Source organism: Streptomyces herbicida, assembly GCF_032656585.1.
In the GTDB taxonomy this organism is placed as follows: Bacteria; Actinomycetota; Actinomycetes; order Streptomycetales; family Streptomycetaceae; genus Streptomyces; species Streptomyces herbicida.
This window is the reverse complement of the sequence record NZ_JAUYWJ010000018.1, coordinates 195,818-206,240: the sequence shown is the minus strand read 5'-3', so window position 1 is coordinate 206,240 and position 10,423 is coordinate 195,818. Positions and strand designations below refer to the sequence as shown.

Genomic DNA, 10,423 nt, shown 5'->3' with positions numbered 1-10,423 from the left:
TCCGGGCCGATGCCGTGGGCGATGAGGTGGTGGGCGAGTTGGTTGGCGTGTTCGTTGAGTTCCTGGTACGTGGTCGTGGTCCGGCCGGAGACGACGGCCGCGGCGTCGGGGTGAGCCGCGGCCTGCGCCTCGAACAGGCCGGGCAAGGTGGCTTTGCTCGCTTCGGGGACGTCGTTCGGTGCGGCGAGCAGGGCGGCCCGCTCCTCGTCGGCGAGCAGGTCGATCCGGCCGACCGGCAGGGAGGTCTCCGCCGTCGTGAGGGTCCGCAGCACGGTGAGCAGACGTCGGTGGTGAGCCGCCAGCTCGTCGTCCCGGCACAGCTCGGGATGGGCGTTGAGGTCGACCGTCGGGCAGGTGCCGTCGCGTCGGTCCCACACGGCGAGCGTGAGGTCGCCGACCAGGCCGGAGGAGAGGTTGTGCGCGGTGATCGGCAGGCCGGCGAAGGTCAGCGCGTAGTCGAAGGACATGACGTTGACGACCGGGGCGTACCAAGTCCCCATGCTGCCGGGCAGGTCGAGGTCGCGCTGGAGGTCCTCGGCCCGGTACCGCTGGTGGCCGCCCAGTTCGTGCACGCGCTCCCCGATGCCGTCCAGGAGCTCGCGGAGCGTCATGTCCGGTCGGAGCGAGAGCCTGAGCGGAAGCACGTTGGAGGCCGTGCCGGGCGTCCGGCGCTGGACCAGGTCCAGGCGTGCCGTCACCGGGAGACCGAGCACCACGGTCGAGGCGCCGGTCGTCCGGTGGAGGTAGACGGCCGTGGCGGCGATGACCAGGTGAGACCAGGGCACCCGCGCCCGCCGGCCCGCCGCGCGTAAGTCGGTCAGCTCGGCCGGGTCCAGGCCGGCGGTGTGCCGGAGGTAGCGGTCCGGCGTGGTGGACGGGCGGCCGATCAGCCCGGTCGGTTCGGGGCGGTCGGCGAAGTGTTGCATCCAATAGGCCCGGTCACGGATGAATTGTGCCGACTCGCGGTACTGCTGGTCGGCGGACACCAGGTCGGACAGTGAGCCGAAGGGGCTGGGGTCAACCGGACGGCCCTGCGCGAGCGCGGTGTAGACGTCGGCCACCCGGCGTGTGATCAGCAGCGACCCGAAGGCGTCCATCACCGCGTGGTGATAACCCTGGTACCAGTAGAAGCGGTTGGGGCTCAAGCGCAGGAGCGCGTACTCGAACAGTCGGTCCTCGGCCAGGCTCATCGGCCGGGCGACCGCGGCCTCCAGCCACTCGCGGGCGGCCCGTTCGGGGTCCTGCTCCGCGCTGAGATCGACCCACGCGGGCGTCCAGTCGCCGGGCCCGCGCATGACCTGCCGGACCTCGCCGCGTTCCTCGGCGAAGCGGACATGCAGGGCCTCGGCCTCGGCGACGACCAGCAGCAGGGCCTGCTCGAACAGCACCGGGTCCACCCGTCCGTGGATCTCCAGGTAATCGCCCACCCGGAAAACCCGATTCGCCTGCCCCAGCCGCTGCTCGGCGATCCAGATTTCACGTTGGGCGGCCGTGAGAGGCAGCGTGGTGCCAGCGCTGACGGACAAGTCTCCACCTCCGAAATTTCCCCCGCGCGGATGGCCGGAGAGACAGGAATGAAAAGCTCGTAACAACCCGGAAAGGGGTCAGCAATACGACCGGGTGACAGAGGAACGACGGCCGTCGGATGGTCGGAGCGACGCGTGCCGCCGTAGATCTCGGAATCGGGCATAACCGCCCGGGAGTACAACCGAGGTCAACCTAACCCGGGAGCTGTGGAGGGTCAAGGAGATCAATGGCTTATGCCAAACGCATGTCCCGGCGGCGTCCCGCCGGCGGGACAACGGGCCCCGCCGGCGCGGTCCGAAAACCGGCGGCACGGCGGCCCGCCGCACGCCGCCGCGGCGAACGGCGCAGGTAGCGGGCTCGTCAACGGCCTTGTGCGGACCCCGGTTACCAAACCCTCCGACGTGGCGTGGCAACTCGTCGCACGGGAAGGACCACCCGCTCGCGGGAACGTCCAGTCCCGGCTCCGACCTTCGCCGGGGCGGGCCGTACGGATCGCCGGGGCGCTTGCCCGACGTTTCACGGCAGTGTTAGTTTCGCCCTCATCGAATTCTGCACGGAACATTTCGTGGACCTGTTTTCGCAAAAGGATGCGTGTATGGCGAATGCGTGGTGGGGAAGCCATCTGCTGAGCCGGGGCGCGGATGATGACCTGTGGGCGATTTCCAGCGTGCCGGTCACCCGGGGGCAGTTACGTACGGCGGTCGCCGATCTCGGGCGGCGTTTTCGGGAGCAGGGGATTGTGGAGGGCAGCTCGGTTCTTCTGCGGATGAAACCGAGTTTCACCTATCTTCATGTGCTGCTTGCACTGTGGAGCCGTGGCGCGCAGGTGGTCCTGGTCGACTTCCGGCTGAAACCCGCCGAGTACGAGCCGCTGGTGGACCTGGTGCGCCCGCAGTACGTCGTCGCTGCGGCCGGGGCCGAAGGACCGGTGGCCGGATTCCGCCAGGATTCCGAGTTCACCGTCCAGCGGCTGCCGCAGGGCCGGCCCGCCGTCGACGGAATTCGCCTGGTGCAGTTCAGCTCGGGCTCGTCGGGCCGGCCCAAGGTGATCGGCCGGCCCGCCGACTCCGTACTGGCCGAACTCGACCGGCACGCTGCGCTCCCCGGTATCCCCGGCCGGACCGACCGGGTGATGCTGCTGAACTCGGTCATGCACAACATGGGCCTGGTCAGCGGTGTGCTGCACGCCCTCGCGGCCGGGGCGGCCCTGATCGTCCCGCCGACGCTGCGCCCGGCCGAGGTGGTGCGGCTGATGGCCCGCACCGAGGCAACCGCCGTGTACGGCACGCCCGTTCACTACGACCTGCTCACTCGGCTCGCCTCCCGGCCCGCACTGCCCGCCCTGCGGCTCGCGGTGTCCGGTGGCGAACTGCTGCCGCAGGAGACCTACGAGCAGTTCCGCGCTCATTTCGGCGTGCCGGTCAGTCCGGTCTACGGCCTGACCGAGATCGGGCTGCTTGCCGGCGACCTGTCCGGAACCACCGCGCCCCCGCAGCTGGGAGCCCCGGTGCCGGGTGCCGAGGTGAAGGTCGTCGGCGACGAGCTCTATGTCCGGATGGACCGCTCACCCTATTTGTACGGCGACCACGCCGATCGTTTCACGGACAGCTGGCTGCGCACCTGCGACCGGGTCCACCAGGACCCGGCGACCGGGGTCCTGAGTCTGCTCGGCCGGGCCGATTCGATGATCGTCGTCGGCGGGCTGAAGGTTGACCTCGCCGAAGTCGAGAACGTCCTGCTGGCCCATCCCCGGGTGAACGAGGCCGTGGTGGCCCACGGGGAGGTCATCGAGGCGTTCGTGGCTGCCGACGAGGCGCTCACCCCGGACCGGCTCATCGCCTGGTGCCGGGAGCGGCTGAGTCCGGTCAAGATCCCCAAGCGGTTCTTCGTCATGCGGCAGCTGCCGCGCAACTCGATGGGAAAGCTGGTCCGCGACCGCGCGGAGATGCGCGAGCGCGTCACGTCGGAATCGTCGCCGCAGGTACAGGGGGACCGTTGATCACAAAGGACGACATCAGGGCGATCCTGAGCGAGAACGCGGGACTCGGACCCCCCGAGCAACTGCCGGACGATGCCGAGCTGGCGATCGACTCGCTCACGCTGGTCGTCCTCCAGCACATGCTGGAGGAGCGGCACGGCGTGGTGATCGACCCGCAGTTCGCGGACATGTCGCTGTTCACCTCGATCGACGGCATTCACAAGTACGTCACGAGGGTGCTGGAAGAGCACTGACGAACCCGTTCCCCATCTCGACCTCTTCTGCTCAGGGAGCACGCATGACCAACCCATTCGAGAACCCCGAGGGCACCTTCCTCGTGCTCGTCAACGACGAGGGCCAGCACTCGCTGTGGCCCGCCTTCGCCGAGGTGCCCGCCGGCTGGACGGTCGCGCTCGCCGAGTCCGACCGCGGGACCTGCCTCGCCCATGTCGAGGAGCACTGGACCGACATGCGCCCGCTGAGCCTCGTACGCCGATAGGAGAACGCGATGGACGACGCCGCTTTCGGGCAGCTGCTGCTGAGGGAGGAGGATCTCGAGGAGTTGTTCTTCGGCGAGGAACCGAGCGCGGCCTATGACCCCGTCTTCGTCTCCGGCGACGAGTCGGGCCGGGCCATCGTCGAACTGACGAACATGCTCACGCACGGCACCCACCCCGAGACGACACACCATGCCTCCGCCCTGTTCACGAACATCGTGGGGTCCGTGGTCTTCCACCACGTCGCGCAATTCGGCAACGGTGCCTGCCGGCAGGTGTACCAGGAGTTCTTCGCCGCGGTGCGCGACTGTGCGCAGTACCGGATGGAGCTGAACGACGGCGTGCAGCTCGACATCGCCCGGGTCGGTCTGGAGGCGGTCGAGCTGGGGGACGGCGGTTTCCTGGCGCGCTGGTCGTCCACCGTCGACCACTTCCGCATCGAGACCTCGTGGGTGATCGTCATGAAGGACGACCTCCTCACGTTCGTCAACACTCGCATCCCCGACAAAACGGAGATCCACCGGCTCGCCCGCATCGCTGTCGACCGCGTCACCGAACTGACAGGTACGACATGACGTCCACTGCACCCGTCGTCGACTTCGCGGCCGCGCTGGAGTCGGTCGACACATGGCTGACCGACTACATATCGGCGAACCATCCGGAGATCGGCCGTACCGGGCCCATCTGCCCGTTCGTGGCACCCTCCCGCAAGAACCGGACACTCGAGATCCGCCTGCGGCTGGTCGGGCATGCGCCGACCCTCGAACTGGTCGAGGAGATCGCCCGCAGCAGCCTGCGCGAGTACGAGGAGACGACCTGGCAGGGCAGGAACCCCATGCTGCAGGCCATGGTGGTCGTCCTCCCCGACCTGCGCAGCGCGGACACGGGACTGCTCGACCGGGCCCAGGCGCGGGTGAAGGACGACTTCGTGGAGCGGGGGCTGATGATCGGTCAGTTCCACGAGAACTGCGAGGTAACCGCGGCACGCAACCCCCGCTTCGCGGTGAGCAGGGCACCGGTACCCGTCCTTGCCGTCCGAGCCATCGCCCTGCACGACATCTTCTTCCTGTCCGACCGGCCGCACTGGTTCCAGAAGTACCGGGAGAAGTTCGGCAAGTTCTTCGGACCAGGCTCCACGCTGATGGACCCGCTCCTGGTGGAGCGCTACCGCCAGAGCGAGCAGGCCTACGGCCTCTGATCCGTCCCCGCTGCTGCAGATCGGGCAACACCGTCCAGCGCGGCAGTGTTTGCAGGCTCTCCTTCGGGCTGCGTCCAGCTCACATGGCGCGGCGGCTCCGCCCATGGCGCTGATTACGAGGCGTAGGCCCCAGTGGCGCTCGGCGCAGGGCCGCCGGAGCGCCGTGTGCCGTCACGGTGGCCCCGTAGCTGCCGCGCACCAGGCTTCCTCGCAGGTCATCTTCCCGTTCGCGGTGCGGAAGCCGTGGGCCGCAGGCCCCGGGACCGGGTCGAGTCGTCCGGTCGGGTAGCCGTAAGAGACCGGACTCGTTCGACAGGTCGTAACCGTCGCTTCTCTGCCTCGGCATGGCCCGGATTCAGCCTGGGTGGCACACGGTGGCGGGGCAGCCGTCGCCCTACCGGACCAGCGGCCGTACGGAGCTGGACGGCGCGGCGGTCAGCCTCCTTCGGCCGCAGCCGCACATCGCCGACGCGTGGCGGCGGCGATGGTGACCGTACCCGCCGCGGGCGGAGCTGTGATCGATGTGCACGGCCGCTGGAGATCGATTCCGACCTCTCCCGCCGCTGGTCGGGCGTGGTCGCCGCGACCCCACGGCTCGCGGAGGAACTGGCGGAGACCATCCGCGGAACGGGGGACCGATGACCGCACGCCGTCCTCGCGACCCGCTCACGAGCGAGGAACTGACATCACTGGTCGACGGCCTCGCGGGGCTGCCGTACGGCGCAGAGGCCGTCGATCAGCGGTCGCACGCGCTGTAGACGGCCCGGCTGGCGCTGGACGCGGGCGCGGACGACGAACTGGTCGTCGCCGCGGCGCTGCACGACATCGGTCGTGCCCGGCCGGCTCGGGCCGAACACCCGGGCTTGCCGCACGAGTTGGCGGGCGCCGCGTTCGCCCGGCACAGGCTGGGCGAACGGGCGGCGTGGGTGATCGCCCAGCACGTACCTGCCAAGCGCTACCTGGTAGCGACCGACCCGGCTTATGACGGCCTGCTCAGCCCGGTGTCGGTCGCCTCCCTCAAAGTCCAGGGCGGCCCGATGGACGAGGGTGAGGCGGCTCGGTTCGCGGCGCATCCTCTGGCCGCGGACGCGGTGGCGCTGCGCCGCTGGGACGACGCGGCGAAGGACCCGGGTGGTGCGCTCCTGCCGATGCCGGCCCTCCTGGCGGCCCACGCCCGCTGCATCGCCGCGCGGAAGGCCCGGCAGGAGGACGCGGGGGAGGACCCTGACGGCCTGAACACACACGAGAGGCAGGGCAGCCGGTTGGGGCCGACCTGGTCGCAACCGCGCTGAGCCGAATCGCGCACTGCGTCGAAGGCGTGGCCGTGCATTGCACGGGTGCCAGGCCGTACTGCCCGGGCTGCGCCCTGCGTCGGTGGACCCGAGCGCGGCGACCGTCCTGCGGTCTCGTGGGCGCGCGGCACGGCGACGAGTGGCTTGCCTGGCGGCGGCCTCGGTCAGAGGATCGGGCGCCGCCGGGCGACGAGGGCAGCGACGTCGTCGTCGAGGTCGCCGCCGCTGTAGGCGATCAGGTCGCGGTGGAGATGGTCGAGGAGCTGGTGGGGCGCCTCGCCGCTCCATGAGCTGATGCGTTCGGCGAGGGGGTAGAAGGCGCCGGAGCCGTCACGGGTCTCCGTGACCCCGTCGGTGTACAGCAGGAGCTGGTCTCCGGGGTGGAAGGGCGCGAGGTCGACGTGATACCCGTCGCTCACCAGGTCGCCCAGGTTGAGCGGCGGGGAGGGAGCGGCGGGCTCCAGCTCCCGTACCTCGCCGCGGTGCAGCAGCAGCGCGGGCGGGTGGCCGCAGGTGACGATCCGGACGACCGGTTCGTCGTCCGGGATCTCGGCGAGGAGCGCGGTGGCGAAGCGCTCAGCGATCTCCGACCCCGGGATCCCGGGGTACTGAGAGGCGTTACGGCTCACGCTCGTCTCCAGGCGGCATGCGAGGTGGGGCAGGTCGGGTGCGTCGTGGGCGGCCTCTCGGAAGGCACTGAGCAGCATCGCGGCCGCCTGCATCGCGAGCAGGCCCTTGCCGCGTACATCTCCGATGAGCAGCCGTACGCCGTGCGGGATGCGTATCGCCTCGTACAGGTCGCCGCCGATCCGAGCTTCCGCCGCGGCGGCCAGGTACAGGCTCTCGAGCGTCACGTGCCCGAGGTGTCGCGGTATCGGATGCAGCACCGCCAGCTGGGCGGTCTCGGCCACTGACCGGACCTGGACCAGCTGATGGGCGCGTCGGCTGAGCATGCGGTTGAAGAAGACGGAGAACGCCGCGATCGCCACGAGGGTGACCAGCTCGGAGTAGGCGGTCGCATCCTGCAGCGCATCGAATTCCACCATCAAAGCGAGGAAGACCGCACACGCGCCCACTCCGATGAGCACGGTCCCCCACAGGGGCAGGAGCGCGGCGGCGGAAACCATGGCCGTCGCGAGGAAGGCGTCCGGCCTGACATCACGGGGTGTGAAGAGGCCGACGAACAGGCCGATGACCAGAAGCAGGGCGGGCAGGACGGGCAGGAGCCTGCCCCGCGCACGAGTGCTGTGCGGGACTCCGCGTACCTCAGGAGACCTCGCCTCCATGCCGTTCCCCAAGGTCACACAGGTCGAGCGGGAGCCCAGGTCCGTCCGGGGGCCAGGCCACCGATTCCGGTAATTTTATCGCTGTTCGTCCGCTGCCTGGATTCGGTGAGTAGTGGTGACACCAAGGCGTCACCGGATGGGGGTGCGTGAGGGACAGACGGTGGGCGCCGGGAAGGCTTGGCGGGGGACCTGCTCCCGCGCGCCGGGCGGCCTTGGGACGGCTTCGGTGTGACCGCGCTGCCGGGAAGGTCACGAGGCGCCGGAGGCAGGTCGTGAGCGCCGTGGTGGCGGGCTCAGGCAGTGCGGCCCGCCCGGTGGTGCTGTTCCGCGGGTGTGAGGTGGGCCAGGCACAGCGAGGGCTCGACGAACGGCTCCAGCCGGTTGACGCCCAGCGGAGCGCGGACTTCCTTCAGGGCGCCGCGCATGAGGCCCAGGTGCAGGGAGCAGACCACGTCGCGGTGTTCCTCTGCGATTTCCCGGAACGGGCAGTGGCGCAGTGGGACGACCGGGTCCGGCCCGTCCTGAACGGGGCCGGGGGCGAAGCCGACGTCCGTGAGCACCTGGGTCAGCCGCCGGATGGCCTCCTCGGTGTCGATGCGCTGGGCGGGCGAGGGGGTGTCGGCGAGGTAGTGGCCCCACGCCTCCCCGGCGTTGACCGCGGCCTGCGCCGGTTGTGGCAGTGCCTCCGTGACGAGGCCGGTGAGCATCTGGGCCAGTAGCTGGTAGCTGCGGCGGCCCGTCGGTACCTGGGCGGAGGCGGCGCGGTAGACGGTGCGCGGCCTGCCCGGCCGGCCGCGTCCCTCGGTGCTGCGCTCGGCGAGCCCTTCCTTCACCAGCGTGTCGAGATGGAACCGGGCCGTGTTGGAGTGCAGGCCCGTCTGCTCGGCGATCTCCCGTACGCCCACTGCTTCGGGAGCGGCGCGCAGTACGTCGAGTACATGGGCCCGGCTCTCGCCCACGGCGGGAGGGGCGGTCGGATCATGCAACGTCTGCTCGCTCATTTCGCCAATTTTACCCAGTGTGTGCCGTAGAAACGAGAAAATCTTGTCCCCTACGTCCGCCGCTGGCGTGGTCATTGGTCGTCGGGGTCGGCGAGTCAGGCCGTGCAGGCGATCCGGCCGATGCGGACCGGCCACTGCAACGGGCCGTTTTACGGTGACGTCCAGGACGGCGGGCCGTTCGAGGCGACCGTCGTCGACGAGGGTCGTGAAGTTCGCGGCCAAGATGCCGAGTTCGCCGGCGGGCAGCTCGGCGAGGGCGGGTAGGAGCGCTCTGCTCCACCGCGAGGTGGGTGGTCAGATACGCCTCGGTGCTCTGGGCGATGCCCTTCGCGCGGTGTGAGTCGTCGGTGCGGGCGAGGGTGTCGATCCTCTCCGAACGGACGCAGCTAATTATTACATGTATTATTCGTAGAAACTCCGCGCTGGAAACCTCTGCCCAATGAGAGGAGGTGCGCCGATGACCTACGTGATCGCGCAGCCCTGCGTGGACGTGAAGGACAAGGCGTGCGTCGAGGAATGCCCTGTGGACTGCATCTACGAGGGACAGAGATCGCTGTACATCCACCCGGACGAGTGCGTGGACTGCGGGGCGTGCGAGCCGGTCTGCCCGGTCGAGGCGATCTTCTACGAGGAGGACGTACCGGCCGAGTGGCATGAGTACACCCGCGCGAACGCCGAATTCTTCGACCCTCTCGGCTCGCCCGGCGGTGCGGCCAAGCTGGGGTTGATCGAGCGTGACCATCCGCTGATCGCCGCTCTGCCGCCGCAGGGAGAGTGAGAGCGCCGGAAGCCGGCCACCGGGCTGGAGCCGTTCGCCGACCCGGCACCCGCCGGCCCGCCGGAGCGCGCAGTGGGCGCACAGTCCCGTCCGCTCCGCACGCCGCATCACCCGCACACCGAGGAAGGCACATCATGCACGTCGCCGAGATCGCCACCTCGCCCCGCCGCCGCGCGCCCGTGCCAGGCGGCCCGACCGCGGCCCTGCTCACAACTGCGGTGACCTCCGACCAGGTCGCCGTCCTCCACATAGAACTGCCCGCAGGCGCCACCATGCCCGAACACGACCACGGCGCTTCACAGATCGTGCTGATCCCCCTGGCGGGGTCCGTCGAGCTGCACCACGACGGACAGGCCCGGACGCTGACGGCCGGTACGGCCGCCGCCCACATCGCCGTCGGCGAGCGCGTCGGTCTGGCCAACCCAGGTGCGGAGGCGGCCTCGCTCATGGTCGTGGTCTCGCCACCGGAGTTCGCGGCCCGGCTGGCGTCTTGGCCGCCGGCCTGATCCTCCACACGCCGACAGCCGTCCTTCGGCACGGCAGAAAGGCAGCGCATCGATGAACACCATGTCGGCCGCGACCGCGGGCGCGGTCACCTTCAGAAAGCCGGTCACCGTGCCCGGTTTCACGACGAATTCCAGGCGTCGACTGCTGTCTTCTCCCCGTACCTCTTGGTCAGCTGCCGTGCGTCGATCATTGGCGCTCTTTCTCTCGGGCTCGGCGTCCGTCGGGTCCGACGCCACACCCACAACCTAAGTTCGGCATCGCCCGGATCGGTGGCACCCGAGGTTGAACCAGGGCGTTCCGGTGGTACCGCGGTACTACGTGACGCCTGGCTGGCATCGGGGGGAGGTAAGGCATGCGAA

General features: G+C 69.7%; 13 protein-coding genes. 9 read left to right on the top strand and 4 right to left on the bottom strand.

Annotated elements, in window-relative coordinates:
* A partial coding sequence (locus Q8A52_RS33475; RefSeq protein ID WP_316758286.1) for a condensation domain-containing protein occupies positions 1–1,526 on the bottom strand: 1,526 nt, incomplete at its 3' end.
* Between the two features lie 407 nt (positions 1,527–1,933).
* On the opposite strand from Q8A52_RS33475, the gene Q8A52_RS33470 reads away from it, so the two are divergent.
* From Q8A52_RS33470 to Q8A52_RS33450, 5 genes are read left to right on the top strand one after another with little or no spacing between them, the layout of a single operon-like run.
* Entirely contained in the window at positions 1,934–3,526 is a 1,593-nt protein-coding gene (locus Q8A52_RS33470) for a class I adenylate-forming enzyme family protein (RefSeq protein ID WP_316758284.1), read from the top strand.
* Positions 3,523–3,759 carry an acyl carrier protein gene (locus Q8A52_RS33465; RefSeq protein ID WP_316758282.1) on the top strand — a complete coding sequence of 79 codons (237 nt, stop codon included), beginning with the start codon at positions 3,523–3,525 and terminating at the stop codon, positions 3,757–3,759. The genes Q8A52_RS33470 and Q8A52_RS33465 overlap by 4 nt, the downstream gene beginning before the upstream one ends.
* Positions 3,760–3,803: 44 nt before the next feature.
* Positions 3,804–4,004, top strand: coding sequence for an MbtH family protein (locus Q8A52_RS33460; protein ID WP_316758280.1), 201 nt, complete (start codon positions 3,804–3,806; stop codon positions 4,002–4,004).
* Positions 4,005–4,013: 9 nt separating this feature from the next.
* Positions 4,014–4,577: a hypothetical protein gene (locus tag Q8A52_RS33455; protein WP_316758278.1), complete on the top strand. Its 564-nt coding sequence runs from the start codon at positions 4,014–4,016 to the stop codon at positions 4,575–4,577.
* A complete protein-coding gene (locus Q8A52_RS33450; RefSeq protein WP_316758276.1) occupies positions 4,574–5,200 on the top strand; it encodes a DUF6875 domain-containing protein in 627 nt (208 codons plus the stop codon). The genes Q8A52_RS33455 and Q8A52_RS33450 overlap by 4 nt, the downstream gene beginning before the upstream one ends.
* Positions 5,201–5,886: 686 nt before the next feature.
* Here Q8A52_RS33450 and Q8A52_RS33445 read toward each other — a convergent pair.
* Complete coding sequence (locus Q8A52_RS33445; protein WP_316758274.1) at positions 5,887–6,021, bottom strand: hypothetical protein; 135 nt, start codon at positions 6,019–6,021, stop codon at positions 5,887–5,889.
* Here Q8A52_RS33445 and Q8A52_RS33440 point away from each other — a divergent pair.
* Complete coding sequence (locus Q8A52_RS33440; protein ID WP_316758301.1) at positions 5,968–6,492, top strand: HD domain-containing protein; 525 nt, start codon at positions 5,968–5,970, stop codon at positions 6,490–6,492. The genes Q8A52_RS33445 and Q8A52_RS33440 overlap by 54 nt on opposite strands.
* Positions 6,493–6,656: 164 nt before the next feature.
* On the opposite strand, the gene Q8A52_RS33435 is transcribed toward Q8A52_RS33440, so the two are convergent.
* Together Q8A52_RS33435 and Q8A52_RS33430 are read right to left on the bottom strand one after the other, a co-directional pair.
* On the bottom strand, positions 6,657–7,778 hold the full coding sequence (locus Q8A52_RS33435; protein ID WP_316758272.1) for a PP2C family protein-serine/threonine phosphatase: 1,122 nt from the start codon (positions 7,776–7,778) through the stop codon (positions 6,657–6,659).
* 293 nt (positions 7,779–8,071) lie between these two features.
* On the bottom strand, positions 8,072–8,779 hold the full coding sequence (locus Q8A52_RS33430) for a helix-turn-helix transcriptional regulator (RefSeq protein ID WP_316758270.1): 708 nt from the start codon (positions 8,777–8,779) through the stop codon (positions 8,072–8,074).
* A 102-nt stretch (positions 8,780–8,881) separates the two neighbouring features.
* Between Q8A52_RS33430 and Q8A52_RS33425 the strand changes: the two genes are divergently transcribed.
* The 3 genes from Q8A52_RS33425 (at position 8,882) to Q8A52_RS33415 (ending at position 10,063) form a co-directional block, all read left to right on the top strand.
* Positions 8,882–9,043: a hypothetical protein gene (locus Q8A52_RS33425; protein WP_316758269.1), complete on the top strand. Its 162-nt coding sequence runs from the start codon at positions 8,882–8,884 to the stop codon at positions 9,041–9,043.
* Between the two features lie 193 nt (positions 9,044–9,236).
* Positions 9,237–9,557, top strand: a complete 321-nt coding sequence (gene fdxA, locus Q8A52_RS33420; protein ID WP_316758267.1) for a ferredoxin — start codon at positions 9,237–9,239, stop codon at positions 9,555–9,557.
* A gap of 134 nt (positions 9,558–9,691) precedes the next feature.
* Positions 9,692–10,063: a cupin domain-containing protein gene (locus Q8A52_RS33415; protein ID WP_316758265.1), complete on the top strand. Its 372-nt coding sequence runs from the start codon at positions 9,692–9,694 to the stop codon at positions 10,061–10,063.
* The last annotated feature ends 360 nt before the right edge of the window (positions 10,064–10,423 follow it).

What these genes read in the sequence shown, in the direction of transcription:
- Q8A52_RS33455 (WP_316758278.1), top strand. Translation starts at nt 4,014, where the DNA reads ATGGACGACGCCGCTTTCGGGCAGCTGCTGCTGAGGGAGGAGGATCTC.
- Q8A52_RS33430 (WP_316758270.1), bottom strand. Translation starts at nt 8,779, where the DNA reads ATGAGCGAGCAGACGTTGCATGATCCGACCGCCCCTCCCGCCGTGGGC.
- Q8A52_RS33450 (WP_316758276.1), top strand. Translation starts at nt 4,574, where the DNA reads ATGACGTCCACTGCACCCGTCGTCGACTTCGCGGCCGCGCTGGAGTCG.
- Q8A52_RS33415 (WP_316758265.1), top strand. Translation starts at nt 9,692, where the DNA reads ATGCACGTCGCCGAGATCGCCACCTCGCCCCGCCGCCGCGCGCCCGTG.
- Q8A52_RS33460 (WP_316758280.1), top strand. Translation starts at nt 3,804, where the DNA reads ATGACCAACCCATTCGAGAACCCCGAGGGCACCTTCCTCGTGCTCGTC.
- Q8A52_RS33435 (WP_316758272.1), bottom strand. Translation starts at nt 7,778, where the DNA reads ATGGAGGCGAGGTCTCCTGAGGTACGCGGAGTCCCGCACAGCACTCGT.
- fdxA (WP_316758267.1), top strand. Translation starts at nt 9,237, where the DNA reads ATGACCTACGTGATCGCGCAGCCCTGCGTGGACGTGAAGGACAAGGCG.